The sequence below is a fragment of the Draconibacterium orientale genome (genome assembly GCF_900111425.1).
Classification (GTDB): Bacteria; Bacteroidota; Bacteroidia; order Bacteroidales; family Prolixibacteraceae; genus Draconibacterium; species Draconibacterium orientale.
This window is the reverse complement of record NZ_FOHT01000019.1, coordinates 53,184-74,622: the sequence shown is the minus strand read 5'-3', so window position 1 is coordinate 74,622 and position 21,439 is coordinate 53,184. Positions and strand designations below refer to the sequence as shown.

The window sequence follows — 21,439 nt, the reverse complement described above, 5'->3', positions numbered from 1 at the left end:
TTTGCGTGTTTTAAAATTCCAATTCCAATCCAAATCCATAATAAACCAATGTCGGATAGTTACGGGCACTGTTGGCTCCAACACCGCCTATTCCTCCCATGTTATTTCCGAATTCAGAAGACTCCGGATCAATAAAAGAGTTTTTCGATAGTGTCAACAGGTTTTGCGCATTAATACTCGCACGCAATTTCTGAATTCCAAGCCTTGATGTTAACCTTTTTGGCACGGTATATCCCAATTGGATATTTTTAACCCGAAGGTAAGCCCCATCTAAAAGGTAGATATCAGTACCTGCTTTTCCCCAGTTGTTTGAAGAAGAAGAAGAACTAGGAGCTACAAGGCGCGGCCACTTCGCATCGGGATTGGTGGGCGTCCAGAAATCCAACTGATGTTGATAAATGGCGTACGAATAGTTCGAGTGGAAAGGCTCTATTAATTCACCGCGGATATACATATCACGTTTCCCTACTCCTTGTAGCAAAACACTAAAATCAAAATTTTTGAATGAAACATCGTACGTAAAACCGAACGTGTACCTTGGAAAAGCATTCCCCAGCACCACGCGATCTTTGTCGTCAATCACTTCATCTCCATTAACATCCTTATACTTCACATCTCCCGGTTGCACAGAAGCTCCTACCGGAAGGGCGCTATTGGCTATTTCCTCATAACTTTGAAAGTATCCGTCGGTCTTATACCCAAAGTAAGAACCCAGCGCTTCGCCTTCGCGAATCACCTTGTACAACTGGTCATTCTGATCGATACGCTCTTTCCCTCCGAAATCAGTCACTTCATTCCTCGAATCAGCAATGTTCAGGTTGAACCGGTGATTGAAATTTGTAGACTTCAAACGGTAGGTCAGGGTTGCTTCCCATCCTCTGTTTCTCATTTTCCCGGCATTCTCTTTCGCTGCATCACTTCCGAACACGGTTGATACTTCGGGAGAAAGCAGGATATCTGTCGTTTCTTTGTTGAAGTAATCGAGGGACACATACAAGCTTCCGTCGAAAAATCCGGCGTCCAATCCAACATTGAGGTTAGCCGATTTTTCCCAGGTCAAATAAGGATTGCCGTAAGTATATCCTGTTCCCGGTACGGCTTCATTGTTGAATACATAAGTATTCTGATACATTTGATAAACCGTTTGGTAAGAGTAGTTGGACACGTTCTGGTTACCCAATACACCATAGGAAGTTCGGATTTTCAAATCGCCGATATGTTCGCTGTAGCTTTTCATGAAATTCTCAGAAGAAAGTCTCCAGGCTGCAGAAACCGAAGGGAATAAACCCCAGCGCTGATCTTCGGCAAATTTTGAAGAACCGTCATACCGAACCGTAACATCTGCATAATATTTGTCCATATAATTGTATCCTCCACGAACAAATACGGAGGTAATGCTGGTTTGATCGGTATCTCCATTACTGTTTTTGTTATCAACACTTTGTTCCGATTCGTCAGTAGTTGGAAGCCCCAGATCTTCGTCTGTATATTCCCAGGCAATCCGGCTTGCTTTGAAAGTATACGATTCGTTGGAAACCCCCAGCAATCCACTCACGTTGTGAACCGAGTTAAATGTGCGCTCGAAGTCGAGCATAAACTGTGTACTCAGAGTGTACCTTTTGCTATTATAATCTTCGGTAAGCGTATTGGGATGAATGTATGAAACTGGTGTTTCAAGATCGGCCGATGAGTATAACGGCACTTTCATATCTCTGCGGAAACGGTGATGCTGAGTCAGGTCAAGGCCTACCAGTCCTTTGGCCTTTAAGCCCTCAATAATAGTAAAATCGAGGCCTAAACTACCGATAAAATTATCTTCATCCTTCTTTTCATAGCCCCCGTCTTTCAAGCCTGCCAAGGTATTGTCATCGCCAATCACGTCGTTAATCAACCACTTACCGTCTTGCTGAAACTGATAATAGTAATATGGCGGAATACGCGAAGAGTTGATAATGGTATTTCCGGTTCCTCCGGCTATCGTATTTTCATCTCTCCTGGTATAAGCCATTAAAGAGGTGAGCTTGAATTTGCCGTATTCCGTTGTATTGTTGGCACGGAAGTTATAACGCTTCATACCAAAATCTCCGACAAAGTTACTTTCCTGGTCGAAATAACCGGCTGATATCATGTATGTGCTGATCTCGTTGCCCCCGGAAATACTCATGTTATAATTTTGCTGCAGCCCTTTATCCATGATTTCATTCAGGTACCAGAACTCTTCACTGCGGTTTTCATATAAATCGCGGATCTGCGCCGGAGTAAATATTGGGGCATTTCCTACATTCATATTCGCCTGGTTGCGGAGCATGGCGTTTTCCCAGCCCTGCACCGGCTGAAACAAAATGTCCGGATCCTGATAACCAACCATGCTGCTGAACTTAACCAGCGGTTTTCCGGTTTTGCCTCCTTTTCTGGTCGTAACCAGAATTACACCGTTAGCAGAACGGGATCCGTAAATGGCTGCACTACCGGCATCTTTCAGTATCGAAATATTTTCAATGTCGTTCGGGTTTAGGTTGTTCAAGGTTCCTGTACCTGAAATCAATCCGTCGATAACGATCAATGGGTCATTGTTGCTCATCGTACTAACGCCCCGAATATTGATACTCATGTTGTTATCGTTTGGATTCATACTCTTTTGCTGAATGATCAGGTTGGCCGAAGCTCCCTGTAGAGCCTGCGATGCATTACTCACTGGCCGGTCTTCAATAATATCAGAGTTGACCTGATCTACAGCGCCGACCAAATTTTTCTTTTGCCGGGTACCGTAACCAATTACCACAACTTCCTCGATACCAATGGCATCTTCTTGCATTACTACCGAAATATTACTTTGATTTCCCACTAACACTTCCTGCGATAGCATTCCAACAAATGAGAACGACAAAACAGCATCAGAATCAACAACACTTACCTGGAAATTTCCATCAATGTCGGTAACCGTTCCCTGGCTAGTACCTTTTACGACAACCGTTACACCCGGAATTGGCTGACCATCAGCACCCACAACCTGTCCGATTACGGCTTGTTGCGCTGCGGGTAAATTAGTATCATCAAACTCGCCTTTGTATAAGGCTACCTGTCGGCCAACAATTTTATACTCAACACCGGTGTTGTAAAATATTTCGGTTAGAATTTTTTCAATGTCAGCATTTCTAAAATTAACTGACACTTTCCGCTCTGCATCGATTACATCCCCGGAGTAGAAAAAATGAAACTCGCTTTGACTTTCAATTTCTTCGAGGACACTTTTGATATCCGTGTTTTGCAGTTCAACCGACAAGCGCGTTACCTGCGAATAGCTTTCTTTGGCCATTACTGAAAAAACACTAATACATAACAAAAACAAAGTTACTTTCATAAGTCTTAAAAGTTTTAAGAAGAAACTCCACAAAGGGATTTCCTTCAATCTCTTTTTTTTCATAGATTTGACGTATTAAGATTAATAATTTTGATAATTATTTTTCAGAGGTGGGGAAGTTCGTGGCTTCTCCACTTCTTCGTATCTGAGGGTTTGTTTTACTGGTTTATTTCATAGGCAGATCTATTATTTTATTGGTTTTACAATCAGTTTTCTTTCGTTTTTATCGTATTCATATTTTAGCGACAATGTTATCTCCAGCAAGTCCATCACCTCGGTAATCGACTCATATTCAATTGTTGCCGTTAATTTTTTATCCGAAATATACTCGTCATCAATTTCAATTGAAATATTGTACCAACGTTCCAGACGCTCAACAACATCTTTCAACGATTCATCTCTGAATATCAGCTTATTATCAATCCACGACGAGTAAATTTCAGTATCTACTTTTTGTACCTGAATGGTTGAATTTGCTGAGTTAATTACTGCCTGTTCGCCAGGTTCAAGAATTTGCTGTGCGCCGGAATTTGATAACAACTGTACTTTTCCCCTTTCCAGTGTTACTTCGGGGTTGGTATCCGCATAGCTCATTACATTAAAAGCCGTTCCCAGCACATGTACCTGCACGTTTTCAGTCTCCACTTCAAATGGTGTTTTGCTTTTCTGAACATCAAAATAGGCTTCTCCGGTCAGTTTCACCAAACGTTTTTTGCGGTCGAATTTTTTCGGATATGACAAAGTAGAACCTGAATTCAGCCAAACTTCAGAACCATCGGGTAAAACAAAATAGGTTTTTGAGGCCAAAGGCGTTGATACAGTTTGCAGCTCAGTACCAATTTCAGTTTTATCGAGGGTAAAAAAGAAAGCAATGGCCAATGGAATAAAAAGAACAGCTGCCACCCGGGTTAAATAAGTCACTAATTTTCGGGTTTTGCCTGTACGTGGCTCCTGGCTATTTATTTCGTAATGAATTTTATGCAGCGTATCCGTTAAATCAGGGGTTTCAGTTTCCTGTGCTTTTGTAAGTTTCCAATGTTCCTTCATCTGGGCATCCAAAACCAACTTCTTGTCCGGCTTTACAAATAATTCAACAAACTGCTGAAACTCCTCCTCCGTGCAATTGTTTTCGAGATATTTTCGGTAATATTCTTTCATATAATCTTGTAGTCGCTTGTTAAACGCGTAAAGTTTAAAAAACCCCTGCTTCGATTTTACATTTTTTTCATTTTTATTTCCGGAAGAATTTGACTCCCTGAATTAGTTCTGCCAGAATCTAAAAACATTTTATAGATTTGTGCATTCTAGCTGACAGTGACAGATGAACAACGAGAAACTAATTAATCGATTTATTGATGGTGATAAAACGGCCATTAATGATTTGTACACCGAGTATAGCCCGCGATTATATCGCTTTGCAATGGCTTACTTAAAATCGGAATCAGAAGTTCTCGACATTGTTCAGGAAGTATTTGTTAATGTTTGGGTGAACAGGAACAAATTAAAGAAAGACTCCAATCTTGATGCCTATTTATTTACGGTGGCCAAAAACACGATTGTTTCTGTTTTTCGTAAAAAACTTTCTGAAAAAGACTACCTGGAACACCTGAAAAACAAAACCATAACCAATAGCATCGACACTGAATCGCAGTTCAACTACAACCAGTTATCCGACAAGTTGAATGATCTGGTAGAACAACTACCTCCGCAACGAAAAAAAATATATCAGCTTAGCAAAGAACAAGGTTTAGCGAATAAAACAATTGCTGCCGAACTTGGTATTTCTGTAAAAACAGTCGAAGATCATTTAAGCAAAGCGAGCAAATTTATAAAGAAGCATTTAACGGAATACGGGTTCCTCGCTCTGCTATTTATCGACCTGTTTATTAACTCCAAATAACGGCTCGGACAGCCTTCGCTATTTCATTTTCAACGCGTTTATCAACAAATAAACAAACAACAAAAGCACAACAAGCATTGCCCCGGTTTGCCCGGCACCATCGGATACCAAACCCATAATTGGCGGAACAATCGCACCTCCTGCTACTCCCATTATCAGCAAACCCGAAACTTCGTTTGCATACTCCGGCTTTCGGCGTAATGCTGCCGAAAAAACGATGGAAAACACATTGGCAACGGCCAATCCGGAACAAAATATCATTATATACATCAGCGAAACCGGGCCAGGAACAACAACCAACACCACCAGCGCAACAATTCCTAAAACCGCACTGCCGATGTAAAATTTCCGCCCCGAATATTTCATCAGTAAAATGGCACCGATAAAAGTACCGATGGTACGCGCTGCAAAATATAAGCTCGTGCCCAATCCTGCTTTCTCCAACGGCATCACGGTACGTTCCATCAGAAACTTTGGTAAAGTAACGTTCAACCCAACATCGATTCCCACTAAACCCACAATTGCAAAAAAGAAACTCAACATAACCGGATCTTTTAATAATTTAAAGCTTGCTGCAAAACCGGCCGTTTCGCTGCTTGATTGTTCTTTTGGGATTGGAGCCAATAAAAGCCACAATCCCGACAACAGGGTAACAGAAGCAAAAAAAGGAAATATAAGTTTCCAGTTTCCGAATGTTCCGGATGCCACGCCTGCAACAATGGGCCCGATAAACGAAGCAATGGCTTTTACAAACTGGCCAAGTGTAAGGCTGCTGGTTAACTTCTCGCCACTAACCACATTGGTTAACAGCGGATTTAACGCCACCTGCAAAATTGTGTTCCCGATGCCGAGCAAGGCAAAGGCAATTAAAATCATTGAATAACTATAGCTTGCCAATGGAACCAGCAAAGCCAGCAGCGTAACCACAATACTCAGTAATACGGTATTTTTCCGCCCGAGTTTATTCATTAGCACACCAGTTGGTACAGAAAACACGGCAAACCACAGAAATACCATCATGGGTAAAAGGTTGGCCATTGAATCGCTCAAACCAAAATCCTGCTTTACATAGCTGGTTGAAATGCCAACTACATCAGCAAAGCCCATAATAAAGAAGCTAAACAAAACCGGTAACACGGCTAAATTCGATTTTTTGCTCATAAGTTTTTTGCTCGTTAGATTTTAGCCACCAAAGGCTCCATTTTAGTCCAAAATTCTTCATCTAAAAGCCGCGCACTTCCCACCATCGCTGCCGACTCCATTAATTCTGATATCATTATTTCAATGTTTATATTCCTTTCACACAAAACACGTTGGAAAGCTGCGCTAAACAATGGGTAAGCCCGCGAAATATTTCCACCAATTACCAAACAATCAGCATCAAAAGTAGCGAGAACAGGAACAAGGAAATTTGCCAGATTGCTTCCGAAATCATAGAAAAGAGTTTTTGCAGCCTCATCGTTGCCAACACGGTCGGCAATCTCTTTTACACCACTGCAGGTAATTCCGGTTCGGCGCTTATATTCACCAAGAAACCAACGGGTTGAAAAATAATCATCGGCAATTCCTTCTTTATAAGGAATGTGATAAACATATCCCGACTCGGGCACCCGATCGCCCTCAATAACGGGAACACCGTTGCTTAAAAAGGCGGAGCCAAATCCTGTTCCCAGGGTAATTGCCACTACATTTTTGTATTTTGAGGCTTCTCCGCCCCAACACTCTCCTATGGCAAACGACAGCGCGTCATTCGAATACCTGAAAGGCATTTCACCCGGCAATTCCAGGCGTTTCTTTAATTCGTCGCCGATATTCATTCCGTACAAACTGTCGTACTTGGCAACGTTTTTCAACAAGGCCACACCGTTTTTATAATCGAATGGGCCTGGCATGGCAAAACCAATTCCAATCAGTTTTTCCCGATCGGTAAACAACATGGTTTGAGCTATTGCAGCCGCCCAGTTATCCAGAATTTCATTCGCAGATGCCTGGTTGTCAACTTTCACTTCTGACAAACTCTCCGTTATAATGTTGCCGGAGCTCACATCCACCAAAACGGAGCTAATGTGGCTTCCTCCAACATCTACTCCTATTGCATATTTTTCGCTCATAGTCATTATTTCATAAACGCCACAACAACTTTAGCCTCAGCATCCGAAGAATTACGAATGGTGTACGATTTTGCAGCAGCCGGCACCACAAAGGTTTCAGCAAACTGGAAAGTTTCCATTCGTCCGTTTTCCGATTCTACTTCAATAGAAGTTCCCTCAACCAAACTAAGTACGTGAAATTTCCCTTCGGTTTCAACATTTATCACCGAATTAAAATGGTACCGTTTTACGCGGTAACTGTGTTTTTCGTGCGTTGGAAGCTCGTACAACTGCCAGTCGTCGCCTTCCTCAATCAGGCTTGGGAGAGAAACTAACTCTTTCGTTACCTTCTCCCCTTTCCGGTCGAAATACAGGTTTTTCATTCCGTGTTCTATATTCAGCGGACGTGGATTTCCATCCAAATCAGGACGCACCCAATCGTACATTTTAAAGGTAAAAATGTATGGTGTTGTACTGATTTCCAACACCAGGTTATCGATACCCGATCCGTGAATTGTTCCCGGCGGAATCAGGAAAAGATCATGCTTCTTTGCCGGAAAAACCTGCACATATTTGGTAATATCAATCGCCGTGTTTGTGTTGAAACTATTCCACAAAGCGGTTTCAAATTTCTTCGGTTCTATATCGTCCTGAAATCCGATATATACTGATGCATCATTTTTCCGGTCGAGAATGTAGTAGGTTTCTTCCTGCGTAATATCTTCGCCAAAATGCTCTTTACAATATTCAGGACGCGGATGACACTGTACCGACAGATTTCCGCCATCGAAAGTGTCCAGAAAGTCGAATCGCAAGGGGAACTCATCGCCATATTTTGTATGATCGTCTGCTCCCATTACTGCTTCACCCTCGCCAAACATCAGCAAATCGAAAGAAACTTCCAGCAGTTTTCGTGAGCTTTCAAATACAATCCCATTCTCGGGCGTAATCAATTCAAACGACCAGGCATAATTGGGTACATTTGGGTTTAAACCTTCGATATTGTCTTTAACCCAGGTTCCTCCCCAAACGCCAGGCTCAAACCACGGACGTACACGGAAAAAGTTCTCGCCCATTGTTTTCAATCCTGTACGCAATTTTTCGCCGTCCATCCACGAGAATACATCCTCATGCTGGCCGTCAATTATCACATCAATGGCATTTAAAATCTCTTTTTTCTGTTTATTCAGCACCACCCAATCGACAAAATAATATCGCTTGTACATCTTCTTCATGTCGAAACACTGGCTGGCTCCCAGGTTCTTAATGCTCCCGGCACGTGCACGAAACTGCAGTTCGTTTTTGGGTAAATCGATATACAACAGTTTTCCTTTCCACCCGGCAAGAGAAGCTCCGGCACCGTAAATCAGGTTTATATCCGCATTGGTTTCCGGCGTTATTTCTTTAAGCTTATCTAGATCAAAATAATCTTCCAGCTTAATGGTGGCCCTTGTTCCGAATATCGAATCTTCTTCGCCTAAAAACGGAGAAATCAGTTCATCGATTTCATTTTCCGGTTTGAAGGCAGTTTCTACATTTACCCAGTTGGTTGTTTTTCCCAATGCGGTGAGCGCACTATCTAACAACGACCTGAAGTTTTCGAAGTATACTCCAACATAGCCATCTATAATAATTGTACTTTCTCCTTTAAGCTTTTCGGCAAGTTCTGATAAATCGGTTGAAATTAAATCGCTTCCCAATTTCAGCGAGGGATATATATCGTAGCCATTCACCACCGCGCCATCCTTTTCAACAGGCATTAAAAACTGTGTTGTTTTCCGTTTTTCCAATTTCATTTAATTTATTTTATATGCGAATCACGTCGCAAACAGAGAATTGAGTTCAATTAATTACTGATTGATTTTTGGCGTTCCGGACATATTCAGTTTAAGTTTTCCGCCATTTACAATATCCTGAAACTTGATAAATGGTGAATCCTGAACTTTTCCGTCCAATTCAATCTTCTGCACATAAACATTGTCTTTCGAGTTGTTTTCAGTTTCAATAACAAACTGTTTCCCGCTGTAATAATCCGGGTTAAGCTGAATAGTTACTTTATCAAACAACGGGCTGCCAATCTGCATTTCAGGATCGATAGCAGTAAGACCTTTTACATCGAACAAGCCAATTCCGGCCATTACGTACCAGGCTCCAAGCTGTCCCTGGTCTTCATCCTGTCCGTAACCATAGCCGTGAATTCCTTCCGTTCCGTAAAATTCGTCGCAAATGGCGCGAACCCATTTTTGTGTCAGGTCGGGTCTGCCCGAAAAATTAAATAGCCATGAGATATGCAAATTCGGTTGATTTCCATGATTGTACAGTGCTTTTAGTCCGGCAAATGCATCCACTTCTTTTCCGCCACCAAAAATGTTTTTCTGCGATGCGATGAAAATGCTGTCCAGGCGATTATTAAAAGTTTCACGTCCCAGCTTTTTCACCAACTCTTCGGGCTGGTGTGGTACATAAAAGGTGTATTGAATGGCGTTCCCTTCCTGAAAACCAATCCATGGTGCCAACGGATCGAAGTTCTGAATAAAATTACCGTCGAGATCCCGGGGCCTGATTAGTTTTGTTTCTTCATCAAATAGCAATTCCCAGCCATCATACAGGCGGGACAACAATTTATAATCGTCGGTTTTGCCAAGATGTTTGGCATATTGAGCCACTGCAAAACTACTAAACGAATACTCCAGCGTGTGAGAGGCTGAAAATCCCGATCCTTCATCAACGGTTATCCAGGCATAACGTTCGTCGTACGGACTGTAACCGCGCTCCACAAACTGCCGGACATCCATTTTCCCGGCTCCTTCAATACGGCCTTTCCACTCGATTTCGTTTTTCAGCGCGGCTTCGTAACCCAGTTCCACATCAAAATCGCGAATTCCGCAGTTGTATGCCGCCGCAATTGCCAGGCTGGTAAAATTGGTTCCCACTCCAGAAACATATTTACTGCATGCAATTCCGTCGCCCAGCCATCCGGCATCTTTATATACAAGTAACTGACTCTGAATCCAATCGGAATAATACTCGGGATAAGCGATGGCCCACAATTGTGTCAGGTTCCAGAATGCGCCCCAAATAGCATCGGTGTTATAGTGGTTATGAATTGGGTTTCCCTTTTCGTCCAACGCAATTTGTCCAACTTCTCCATTATTTTTTGGATAAGCACCGTTTACATCGCTGGCCAAACCGCGCCCTAAAAGAGCATGGAAAAGCCCGGTGTAAAATTTCACTTTATCGTCGTGGTTATCAGAGCTGACTTTTATTCGCCCCAGGTAGTTCTCCCAGGTTTTCAGGCTGGCTTTCTTTGCCTTTTCAAAAGTCAGATTCGTTGCCTCTGTCTCCAGGTTTAAGCGGGCATTTTCAACAGAAGTATACGACAAGCCCACTTTTACGGTAACCGCTTCATTTTCTTTTGTTGAAAATGTGAGGAAAACTCCGGCCCCTTCGCCGCTTATCTTCTTTTCGTTTCTGAAAATATCAGTTCCTTTAAAAGTTCCAAATGCTGTTGGCTTTTTGTCTAAAACAGCCGTGAAGTACATTTTAACGTCAGCACCTTTCTGGTATTTTTTTACGTATTCAGGTTCGGTAATCACATAACCTTCAATTCGTCCATCTGCAGTTATAACCGCTTCCGCATCTTTTACTTTTCCGCTTTCACCCTGCTGGTTGCCAATATCCAAAAGAATATTGGCCGACTCGGTTTCAGGAAAAGTATAACGGTGGAATCCAACTCGTTTAGTTGCTGTAAGTTCTGCCTTTACTTTATAATCATCCAACCAAACCGAATAATAACCGGCTGTTGAATATTCATTTTTACGATCGAAACGAGAGCGGTATCCGCCGTCGGGATTATCAAGATCGCCGGGAACAGTTTGAAGTTCGCCCACAGTTGGCGCAAAAACAATACCTCCTACCTGAAACTCATGGAAATTTGCAAATCCTTCAATTGAACTGTCGCGGTCGTCGTAACCAACGGCTTCCCAGCCCTGCTCATTTCCGTAATGTGCATTGGTTGACGGAGCCAATTTTGCCATACCAAACGGTACTGCTGCCGGTGTATAAAAAAACCAGCGCGAATGGGCTGTTCCGATATTTGGATCGACATATTTTGTTAATTCCTGGCCGAAGCTGTTAACCCAAAAACAACTTACCAACAACACTGTAATAAAACCTAAAATGCTTCTCATATTTTTATTGACTTTTATTTTTTTAATCGTTAAACCAGTACAGGATAACCAAAAATATTTAAAACTCCTCTAAAAAACCATATGTTCATACATATGATTTCTTGTGCAAACATATACATATTTCAGAGAATTTAAAATATTGAAGAATATATTTTATTTTATCGTGTTTAGCGTATCTTTGAGCGCAGATAAATGTATAAACATGAAGTTGAACATAGACCATAAAAGTCAAACACCGCTACATTTACAGGCTGAAGCGCTTCTTCGCGAAATGATTCAGCAGGAGGAATATCAAAAGGGGAAATTGCTTCCTAACGAAGTTGACTTATCTAAACAACTCAACATTTCGAGAAACACCTTACGCCAGGCAATTAACAAATTGGTTTACGAAGGATTACTGGTTCGGAAAAAAGGATACGGCACCAAGGTGGCTGCAAAAGGAATTTCGGGGCGGGCAAAAAACTGGTATAGTTTCTCGCAGGAAATGCAGGCAATGGGAATTCAGGTACAGAATTTTGAACTTCATATAAGTTGGCAAACAGCCGACAAAGAAGTGAGTTCCTTTTTCAATTTGGAGCCCGACCAACAAGTGCTGACTTTAGAACGGTTGCGCGGAAAAAAAGACTTTCCGTTTGTTTATTTCATCTCCTATTTTAATCCGGAACTGGGTATCAGCAGCGATGAAAATTTTGCCAATCCGCTGTATGAGATTCTGGAACAAAAGTACCACGTAAAAGCATCTCTCTCGTACGAAGAGATTAGCGCTATAAAAGCAACGCCATTTTTATCAAAGAAGCTAAATATTCCGAATGATGACCCGGTTCTTTTTCGACGCCGGTTGGTGTACGACGAAAACAAACGCCCGATCGAGTTTAACCTGGGATACTACCGGGGCGATAGTTTTGTATTTTCGGTGGAGAGTGAGCGCAAATAATCGCAAACGTACAGCCGGAAATGCGTTTATCGGTATTGATTATTTGCACTATAGTTTTGAATAATACAGGCTAATTCGAAATAAAGTATCTCTTTGCACTTCATTTTTTGAATGGATTTTATCCATATAATAATCGTTGAAAAACGACAATGAGACGAAGAAAACTACTATAAATAAAAAGTATTCGTTGTTTGGCAAACATTACATAGTGAGACAAGTATAGCCGAAAAATTAATATCGGAAAATCATTTTATTTATATTAGCACAATTTTTAGAGGGACATTGACAGTGTAGGGACTGATGACGGAAAAACAAAATCCTTCCTATTTTCTTTGGGAGCGTTTTAAGAATGGTGACGATGATGCGTTTTATCGTATCTATGACCAGTATTTTAACGAATTATACTCGTATGCCCTGAATTTTTCGAAAGACACGGATTTTATAAAAGACTGTATTCACGATCTTTTTCTAAATCTCTATAAATACCGTAAAACACTTTCTGAAACCGACAACATTCAGTTTTACCTGTTACGCTCTCTCAGGCGGCTGTTGCATAAAGAAGGAACAAAAAGAAACACACTTCTGAACGACGAACAACTTTTACTTTTAAACGATACACCAGTTCGATCACTGGAGGATGAAATTATAGCCGACGAAACAAAAAAAGAACATTTCAGAGAACTTGCCGAGGGAATGAAAAAACTGACGAAAAAACAACAGGAAGCACTTTCCTTAAAGTTTGAACACAATTTAAGCTATCCGGAAATTGCCGACACGTTAAACATCTCTGTCGAATCGACCAGAACAATGATATACAGAGCATTAAAAGAATTACGAAAAGCCATTAAAAAGGGTAAAACATTTAACTCCATACTCTTGTTTTTCTTACTTAGAAACAGAATTCAAACCGGGTAGACAAAAATTTTTTATTTTTTTTGTCTATGTTTTTACTTCCATCCACTTTATGTAGATGTAGATTAAAACCATAATGGATAACAACGAAGTAAAAAAGGCATACGATATTCTGGCAGATGAACAATTCAGCATTGACTCCATCGTAGAAGAAGCTGAAAATAAAAATGATTCGGAAGCTGAAGAATTGCATCTGGCCCGTACGATTTATTCCTTTCTGACTTCTTATAAAAGAGCACCATCGTTACAGGATAAAGAAGACGTGCGTAAACAACTCAGTTTTTCTATCCAACGTGAAAAGCGGAGAAAAACACTTGCGCGCTGGGCTGTGGCTGCTTCTTTCCTTATTGTTGCATTTTCGATATGGCAAGTACAACACAACAGTACTAAAACCGACTTCAACAATATGGTTGAAACCCTGCAACTTTCGCAACCAGATACCGCAACACAGCTTATACTTCAGGATGGGCGACAGGTTTTAATTGCCGAAGAAGAATCGAACATTTTATACGACGAGAAGGGCGAGAATATCACCATCGATTCTACTCAAAAAATTACGCAGTTGGTAGTGGAAAAAAAGCCTGTTTTTAACACACTGGTTGTTCCCTACGGAAAACGTACACACATAACACTTGCCGACGGATCGAAGGTATGGTTGAACTCCGGATCGAAATTGGTGTACCCGGCAACGAATACAGGCAACAAACGAGAAGTGTACATCGACGGAGAAGCTATTTTTGATGTTGCGCATATGGATGGAAAACCATTTTACGTGAAAACCAAAGACTTTGAAATAAAAGTTCTGGGAACAGTTTTTAATGTAAACGCCTACGAAGATGATAAAAACAGCGGTACTGTTCTGGCGGAAGGAAAAATAGAAATCAGTGCGAATAACAATACAGTGTTCCATAACGAGAAAAAAACAATTTTACCCGGAACACGAATTGTTTACAACAACAACACGGAACGTTTTGAGGAAAGCCAGGTTGATGTAATAAAGTATTTATCGTGGCGCGACGGCTACCTGATTCTTGAAAAAGAGCCACTTGAAACCATTGTTAAAAAAATATCGCGCTATTACAATGTCGATATAGAATTACAAAGTGCGGCCATTGGAAAAGAAACATTCTCGGGAAATTTAAACTTAAGAAACACCGCAGAAGAGGTGCTGAACATTATAGCTGAAACCACTCAGATTAAACTAAATAGAGAAAACAATAAGCTAATCATAAATCTAAACTAGTTAAGCCTATGTAAAACCACTTGTTTTTGTCTTAAAAAATGAGAAAGCCTGCAGATGCTGTAACATCTGCAGGCTGTAAAAATTAATCAACATTGCTGCGAGGCAATGTATCTTAAAATTTATAAATCAAACAAATTTATGAAAAAAAGTAAAACGAGGTATCCGAATTGCTCTTTGAGCAAAGGAGGTACCCAATTTCTTCGGATTATGAGGATTACCATCTTTCTTTTGCTCGTTGGAATGAGCAGTGTTTTTGCTAACACTACTTATTCTCAAAGTGCCAAATTTTCGTTCATGTTAAGGGATGTAACCGTAAAACAGGTTTTTGAGAAAATTCAGAACCAAAGCGAATTTAACATCTTTTACCGTGACAGTCAGGTTGATCTGGAAAGAAAAATCGATGTGATCGCTGATCAATCATCGGTGGATGAAATTCTGGAACAAGTATTGGCCAACACCAATCTGACCTATAAAATAATCGACCGGCAAATTGTTCTGGTTCCCGTAAAACAAACAAAGGTTGAAGAACCTGCTGAACAGGATCAAAAACCGGTTAGCGGACGAATTATCGACAGCAAGGGCCTTCCTTTACCCGGAGTTTCTGTGGTTATTAAAGGAACATCTAGCGGAACAATTACCAATGCCGATGGTGTTTATAGCCTGAATGCCCCCGACGATGCCGTTTTGATCTTTTCTTTTATCGGAATGCAAAACCAGGAAATTCCGGTTAATGAAATTCCTCGCGACATTGTTTTGGAAGAAGCAACCACCGACCTGGATGAAGTAATGGTAGTTGGTTACGGTACACAGAAAAAGGCTTCGGTAGTTGGTGCTATTCAAAACATCAACCCGGGAGAATTACAGATTAGTTCATCAAAAAATATTTCAAACACTTTAGCCGGGAAACTGGCCGGTGTAATTGCGGTAACCCGTTCGGGCGAGCCAGGATACAACCAGTCAAATTTCTGGATTCGTGGTATTTCTTCGTTCTCGGGAAGCACCAATCCTCTGGTATTGGTTGACGGTGTTCAGCGTTCGCTGGATGATCTGGATATTTCAGAAATCGAATCATTCTCGATACTTAAAGATGCAGCAGCCAGTGCCATGTACGGTGTACGCGGTGCAAACGGTGTAATTCTGGTAAATACCAAGCGCGGAAAAATTCAAAAACCGGTTGTGAATGTTCGGGTTGAACACGCTATAACCGCTCCAACTCAAATGCCTTCGTTTATTGGTGCTACCGATCATATGCAACTATTAAACGATTTGGCTACGGAAGAATTCAAAGTTCCGTATTACGAGCAACTGGCGATTGACCGCACCCGAAGCGGATATGATCCTGAACTGTATCCAAATGTTGATTGGATAAAGGCTATTTCGAAAGAACATGCCTACAATACCCGGGCAAACCTGAATGTGAACGGAGGCTCGGCTATGTTGCGCTATAACCTCACTGCCTCGGCTTATAATGAGGATGGTATCATGAAAAGAGACAACTCGCTTTCGTACGATACCAGCACAGGATTAACACGTTATAACCTGCGTTCGAATGTAGATTTGAACCTCACTAAAACAACAGCAATACGCCTGAGTGTTGGAGGATATCTGCAAAAACTACGCAAACAGTCGAAAGGAACAAATGAAGTATGGGACTATGCTTTCGAAACTCCACCAATGGTACACCCGGCCATTTACGCCGATGGGAAAATTCCGGTTAGGAGTGAACGGGTAAACCCATGGGCTCACCTTACCCAATATGGCTATGGTGTTTATACCAGCAGTAAACTGGAATCGCTTTTCTCATTAGAGCAAAAACTGGATTTTATTACTGAGGGCTTAAGCACAAAACTATCGTTCTCGTTCGATAACTACAGCTATAGTTCGTTAACGCGTAGCAAAGATCCAACTTATTACCTACCGGCCACAACACGCGATGATGAAGGAGAACTGGAGCTGACTTTATTAAGTTCAGGTTCTGAGTTTTTGAACTACGAAGAAGGAAGTGATTATGGAAACAACCAAACTTACCTGGAATGGATTCTGAATTACGACCACACTTTTAACGAAATCCACAACCTTACAGGTTTGTTACTATTTAACCAGCGTAGCTACGACGACGGGGGCATTCAACCCTACCGTAACCAGGGTATTGCTGGCCGTGCTACCTATTCGTTTAAAAATAAATATGTAGGAGAATTTAACTTTGGATATAACGGATCGGAAAACTTTGCTAAGGGACAACGTTACGGATTCTTCCCATCGTTTGCTCTGGGATGGTTAGTGTCTGAAGAGAATTTCTGGGCAGGCATGAAAGAAACCATTGATTTCCTGAAAATCCGCGCATCGTGGGGCCAGGCCGGAAACGATCAGATCGGGTCAGAAAGACGCTTTGCCTACTTAACCACAATGAATACCGATGCCGCCGGTTACCATTGGGGGAATAACGCCGACTACCAGAAAGATGGGGTTACCGAGGGCGATATAGGTGTAAATAACCTAACCTGGGAAACGGTAACAAAGAAGAACGTAGGTATTGAATTCAGCATTCGATCGGCATTACGCATTCAACTGGATGCATTTCATGAATACCGCGACAATATTTTTATGCAACGACGCACCATTCCAACACAGGCCGGTTTGCTAAGCACTCCTTATGCCAACTTCGGAAAAGTGAAAAACCAGGGAGGTGAAGTTGCAATTACTTACAATAAGAAAATAAACCAAGCCGACATCTCGTTTTTTGCCAATCTAAGTTATGCCAAAAACGAAATTCTGGAATTTGATGTTCCGGCAGGGCAACAAGGAACCCACCAGGATATTACCGGCCATTCAATAAACGAACTATACGGTTATGAGGCAATCGGGTTGTATACAGCTGAGGATTTCGACGGTTTGGGAAATCTACTTCCGGAACTTCCACAAAACGAATTGGCTGAAGTACGCCCTGGTGACATTAAAATTCTTGACTGGAACGAAGACGGCGTAATCAATTCAAAAGATAAAGGTTATGTTGGCGGAACCAACGATCCGCGTATGGTTTACGGATTTGGCGGAAACATTTCGTTACATGGCTTCGATTTGAGTGTATTCTTTCAGGGAGTTGGAGACACTTACCGCTTTATTGGCGACGAAAGTGAGTACTTTATTCCGGGATCAGGCCAGGGAATTCAGGGAAATATCTTCACCAACTATACCGATCGCTGGACCGAAGAAAATCCATCGCAGGATGTTTTCTATCCACGCTTGTCGTATGCTACAAATTACAACAACAATGCAAATTCTACCTGGTGGAAAAAGGACATGAGCTTCCTGCGTTTGAAACAAATTGAAATCGGATATAACATTCCGGCTTCGGTAAAAAAAGATATGTTTAAAGCATGTCGTATCTACATCAACGGAAATAACCTGTTAACATTTTCTGATTTCAAATTGTGGGATCCTGAACTTTCAACTTCCAACGGAACTGAATACCCTCCAATTAAATCAGTTATGCTCGGAATTGACTTAATATTCTGATAATGAAACGACCATGAGAAATTATTATACGAAAATACGAATGATTATAATCATGGGAGTTACATCTGTTACTTTAAAAAATAAACAATTATAAACAGATGAAATCACCTATAAAATATAGAAAGATGAAAATACAACTAAAATATATATTCCTGATACTGCTGCTGGGCACCATGTTTTCCTGCACGGATTACCTGGATAAAGAATCAGATACAGAATTAACCATGGATATGGTTTTCACTGACAAAGACAGAATGGAAAGTATGCTGGCTTATGTGTATTCCGGTATACCCGACCCAACTTGGGGTTCTTTGAACCGAACCGGATGGGGAGTAATGGGCGACGACTGGACTCCTTCTGAACGTTGGCAACAATGGGGATGGGATGCCATTCCAAAAATTACAGGTAACTGGAACACCGCAACCCCATGGGCTGGTGGTTACTGGGGAGATCTACCGAAACGCATTCGTACAGCAAATATTTTGCGTGCCAATGTTGTGCCAATTGAAGGAACTACAATCACCGCGCAGGAAGTTGAATACATTCAGGCCGAATGTCGTTTTTTACAGGCTTACTACTATAGTTTGTTTGTAAACTGTTATGGTGTTTGCCCTTTTCAGCCCGATTATATTGCACCTACCAATGGTTCGACAGAAGAGCTACTTACCGGCCCCGTTCCATACGATGAAATAATTGAATGGTGCGACAATGAAATGTTGGAAGCATCCAAAATTTTACCGGCAAGCTATACACAGGCAATAAAATATGGCCGCGTTACTTCAGTAATGTGTTTGGCGGCACGTGCCCGCATGCTACTTTTTGCTGCGTCTCCGTTAGTAAACGGCAACCCAGATTATGCGAACTTTACGGATGCAGAAGGCACTCCGCTTTTCAACAGCTCATACGATCAAAACAAATGGACAAAAGCTTTGGAGGCACACCGATTGCTGATTCAGGAAGCTGAAGCTACAGGCCATGAGTTGTACAAAATGTATAACGACGATGGTAGTATCGATGCATTTGCATCAACAGCCTGGGTTCATGCCCGTACTTATGCCGATGGTAATAAAGAAATACTATTTGCACGTCCGCAAAACCAAACGGAATTCGACAAACACATTTCTCCTTACGGGGCAGGAGGCAACGGAGGTTTGGGCATGACTCAATCTATAGTTGATGCTTTCTTTATGGATAATGGCCTTTCGCCAATTTTGGGCTATGAGAACGGCGACAAAACAAAACCAATCATCAACCCGGAATCGGGTTATACAGAAAGTGGTTTTTCAACAAACGATGATGTAAGAAATACCGACAACTGGAACTGGTACGACGGCGAAGAAAAAGTTGCCGCAAAAGCAGGAACTTTCAACATGTATGTAAACCGCGAACCGCGTTTCTACAATGCCATTCTTTGGAACGAACGTTATTACATCTGGGACCGTCGGAATGTTGATTTTTATCAGTATGGAAAAGACAATAACTTCACCCACGATGCACCTCAGAACGGGTATTTAGGGTTAAAAAGAAAGCATCCTAACTCAGATTCTAAAAATGGTTCATGGCAATATCGTCCAGGCATCGTTTACCGTCTTGCCGAAGCCTACCTTAGTTATTGCGAAATACTAAACGAAGTAAGCCCCGGAAATCAGGAAATTCTTACTTATTTGAACCTGATTCGAGAGAGAGCCGGTATTCCTCAATATGCAACTTCTCAACAAGATGGTTATATCGCAGTAAATCTGAATGACCAGGATGAAATGCGCGAAATTATCCGTCGCGAGCGTAGGGTTGAACTTTGTGGAGAAGGTGTTCGCTATGACGACCTCCGACGCTGGAAAGAAGCAGAAGAAATATTGGATGGCGATTTCTACGGAATGAATTTCTCGGGTACTAAGAAATCAGATGATCCTTCCGACCCGGAAGCATTCTTTGTGCGTACGCAATACCAGAAAAGAGTATATCAGAAAAAATATTACTGGTTCCCTATTTATCAGGATGAGATTGATAAAAATCCAAACCTGGTACAATCACCTTACTGGACAGAGTCTGAATAATTGTGGAAATTACTTTAACAAATTTAAAACAGATGAAAAAAATAAATATACTATTCGTAATCTTCGCAATGGGCATGCTACTTTTTAGCAGTTGCGATGAAGAGTACGATGTTAAAATTGAAATAGACACCGTTGAAGACAGCATGCACCTTACTCCCAGCGTTGAGGAGATTACCTTATCACAGGATTTAATGAATGAAACCGCCATTACATTCAGTTGGGATCCGGCACAGGAACGCGCAAACAATGGTACTATAACCTACTACTTTAAACTGGGACTACCCGGGCTTACCACTGCCATCGATAAAATTGAACTGGATGCAGGCGTTTCGGAATACAGCATTTCGCATTTCGATTTAAATGCCATGCTTTACGGACTTGGTGTAAACTACGGAAGCAGCACCGAGATTGAAGCCGAAATAATTGCCTCATCAGAAGGAGATTATTTTGTAAAACCTGAAATCTCAACCACAAAGGTGTTGGTAACCACTTTCGAGATCGCCCCGGTAAATCTGTACCTGGTTGGTTCTGCTAATCCAAAAGGATCGGAAATAAGCAATGGAATTAAGTTAAACGAAGTTGTTGAAGGAAAAAATATCGGTAACACTTACGAGTGGATTGGAGAACTGCAGGAAGGTACCTTTAAATTTGTAAACTCAACAACCGAAGACAAAGGTTCGTGGAGCAAAGGCGAGAATGAAACAGGCTTGGTAAAAAATGAGAGCGTTAGCGATTCTGACATTGAATTTACGGTTAACAAAGCCGGATTGTACTCTATCATTCTGGATAAAAACGAGTTAAAAATCGTTCACGGATACAAAGGATTCAGCCATGTATGGGGCGTAGGCCTCGGAATTGGAATTGCATGGAATATGCCATCATCTACGGAATTTAGCTGGAACCCGGAAGTTCCTGAGATCTTTACGCTGGAATGCACAACACAAGCCAATCAGGATTTTAAATTACCTTACAACGACCAGAGTGCAGGCTGGGGATGTCCTTTCTTAAGGCCTATAAATGCCAATGCCAACATTTGGGATGACAACCAGGTACAAGCTACTCCCGGAGGGTATAATCCTGATTTAAAATGGCTGATTACAGAAGAACAAGCCGGCGATTGTATTTTAACAATCGATGCGTTGAACATGACCATAAGTCTGGAGAAAAAATAAATTACAAACACTTTGAAATACCCGAAGTGACAGGTCTCGTCAGAGTATGAGACAACTTTCGGGAACT

13 protein-coding genes are annotated in these 21,439 nt (G+C 41.5%); 7 read left to right on the top strand and 6 right to left on the bottom strand.

Annotated elements, in window-relative coordinates; genetic code table 11:
- Window positions 1-10: 10 nt before the first annotated feature.
- Window positions 11-3,361, bottom strand: a complete 3,351-nt coding sequence (locus BMW53_RS11630) for a TonB-dependent receptor (RefSeq protein WP_139178124.1) — start codon at window positions 3,359-3,361, stop codon at window positions 11-13.
- 186 nt (window positions 3,362-3,547) lie between these two features.
- Window positions 3,548-4,519 (bottom strand): FecR family protein, encoded by a 972-nt coding sequence (locus BMW53_RS11625; RefSeq protein WP_051567863.1) that lies wholly within the window; start codon window positions 4,517-4,519, stop codon window positions 3,548-3,550.
- Between the two features lie 163 nt (window positions 4,520-4,682).
- Between BMW53_RS11625 and BMW53_RS11620 the strand changes: the two genes are divergently transcribed.
- Window positions 4,683-5,261 carry an RNA polymerase sigma factor gene (locus BMW53_RS11620; protein WP_038559317.1) on the top strand — a complete coding sequence of 193 codons (579 nt, stop codon included), beginning with the start codon at window positions 4,683-4,685 and terminating at the stop codon, window positions 5,259-5,261.
- 18 nt (window positions 5,262-5,279) lie between these two features.
- Here the strand turns inward: BMW53_RS11620 and BMW53_RS11615 are convergent, their stop codons facing one another.
- Genes BMW53_RS11615 through BMW53_RS11600 form a run of 4 tightly spaced genes read right to left on the bottom strand, consistent with a single transcriptional unit; the run spans window position 5,280 to window position 11,541 of the window.
- Window positions 5,280-6,422, bottom strand: a complete 1,143-nt coding sequence (locus BMW53_RS11615) for an MFS transporter (protein ID WP_038559313.1) — start codon at window positions 6,420-6,422, stop codon at window positions 5,280-5,282.
- 14 nt (window positions 6,423-6,436) lie between these two features.
- Window positions 6,437-7,372 (bottom strand): ROK family protein, encoded by a 936-nt coding sequence (locus tag BMW53_RS11610; protein ID WP_168136415.1) that lies wholly within the window; start codon window positions 7,370-7,372, stop codon window positions 6,437-6,439.
- Between the two features lie 5 nt (window positions 7,373-7,377).
- A complete protein-coding gene (locus BMW53_RS11605) occupies window positions 7,378-9,147 on the bottom strand; it encodes a class I mannose-6-phosphate isomerase (protein WP_038559305.1) in 1,770 nt (589 codons plus the stop codon).
- Window positions 9,148-9,201: 54 nt separating this feature from the next.
- Complete coding sequence (locus BMW53_RS11600) at window positions 9,202-11,541, bottom strand: GH92 family glycosyl hydrolase (RefSeq protein WP_038559300.1); 2,340 nt, start codon at window positions 11,539-11,541, stop codon at window positions 9,202-9,204.
- A gap of 202 nt (window positions 11,542-11,743) precedes the next feature.
- On the opposite strand from BMW53_RS11600, the gene BMW53_RS11595 reads away from it, so the two are divergent.
- From BMW53_RS11595 to BMW53_RS11570, 6 genes are all read left to right on the top strand, one after another.
- On the top strand, window positions 11,744-12,475 hold the full coding sequence (locus BMW53_RS11595; RefSeq protein ID WP_038559295.1) for a GntR family transcriptional regulator: 732 nt from the start codon (window positions 11,744-11,746) through the stop codon (window positions 12,473-12,475).
- Between the two features lie 300 nt (window positions 12,476-12,775).
- Window positions 12,776-13,390 carry an RNA polymerase sigma factor gene (locus BMW53_RS11590; protein WP_038559290.1) on the top strand — a complete coding sequence of 205 codons (615 nt, stop codon included), beginning with the start codon at window positions 12,776-12,778 and terminating at the stop codon, window positions 13,388-13,390.
- A 73-nt stretch (window positions 13,391-13,463) separates the two neighbouring features.
- A complete protein-coding gene (locus BMW53_RS11585; protein ID WP_038559287.1) occupies window positions 13,464-14,630 on the top strand; it encodes a FecR family protein in 1,167 nt (388 codons plus the stop codon).
- 294 nt (window positions 14,631-14,924) lie between these two features.
- Window positions 14,925-18,146: a TonB-dependent receptor gene (locus BMW53_RS11580; protein WP_168136414.1), complete on the top strand. Its 3,222-nt coding sequence runs from the start codon at window positions 14,925-14,927 to the stop codon at window positions 18,144-18,146.
- A gap of 125 nt (window positions 18,147-18,271) precedes the next feature.
- Window positions 18,272-20,200 (top strand): RagB/SusD family nutrient uptake outer membrane protein, encoded by a 1,929-nt coding sequence (locus BMW53_RS11575; protein ID WP_038559282.1) that lies wholly within the window; start codon window positions 18,272-18,274, stop codon window positions 20,198-20,200.
- 32 nt (window positions 20,201-20,232) lie between these two features.
- Window positions 20,233-21,372: a SusE domain-containing protein gene (locus BMW53_RS11570; protein ID WP_139178120.1), complete on the top strand. Its 1,140-nt coding sequence runs from the start codon at window positions 20,233-20,235 to the stop codon at window positions 21,370-21,372.
- Window positions 21,373-21,439: the final 67 nt, after the last annotated feature.

Bases quoted from the DNA above. Each gene is read 5' to 3' on its own strand.
- BMW53_RS11580 (WP_168136414.1), top strand. From the start codon at position 14,925: ATGTTAAGGGATGTAACCGTAAAACAGGTTTTTGAGAAAATTCAGAAC.
- BMW53_RS11585 (WP_038559287.1), top strand. From the start codon at position 13,464: ATGGATAACAACGAAGTAAAAAAGGCATACGATATTCTGGCAGATGAA.
- BMW53_RS11610 (WP_168136415.1), bottom strand. From the start codon at position 7,372: ATGAGCGAAAAATATGCAATAGGAGTAGATGTTGGAGGAAGCCACATT.
- BMW53_RS11630 (WP_139178124.1), bottom strand. From the start codon at position 3,361: ATGAAAGTAACTTTGTTTTTGTTATGTATTAGTGTTTTTTCAGTAATG.
- BMW53_RS11600 (WP_038559300.1), bottom strand. From the start codon at position 11,541: ATGAGAAGCATTTTAGGTTTTATTACAGTGTTGTTGGTAAGTTGTTTT.
- BMW53_RS11575 (WP_038559282.1), top strand. From the start codon at position 18,272: ATGAAAATACAACTAAAATATATATTCCTGATACTGCTGCTGGGCACC.
- BMW53_RS11625 (WP_051567863.1), bottom strand. From the start codon at position 4,519: ATGAAAGAATATTACCGAAAATATCTCGAAAACAATTGCACGGAGGAG.
- BMW53_RS11605 (WP_038559305.1), bottom strand. From the start codon at position 9,147: ATGAAATTGGAAAAACGGAAAACAACACAGTTTTTAATGCCTGTTGAA.
- BMW53_RS11595 (WP_038559295.1), top strand. From the start codon at position 11,744: ATGAAGTTGAACATAGACCATAAAAGTCAAACACCGCTACATTTACAG.
- BMW53_RS11570 (WP_139178120.1), top strand. From the start codon at position 20,233: ATGAAAAAAATAAATATACTATTCGTAATCTTCGCAATGGGCATGCTA.
- BMW53_RS11620 (WP_038559317.1), top strand. From the start codon at position 4,683: ATGAACAACGAGAAACTAATTAATCGATTTATTGATGGTGATAAAACG.
- BMW53_RS11590 (WP_038559290.1), top strand. From the start codon at position 12,776: ATGACGGAAAAACAAAATCCTTCCTATTTTCTTTGGGAGCGTTTTAAG.
- BMW53_RS11615 (WP_038559313.1), bottom strand. From the start codon at position 6,422: ATGAGCAAAAAATCGAATTTAGCCGTGTTACCGGTTTTGTTTAGCTTC.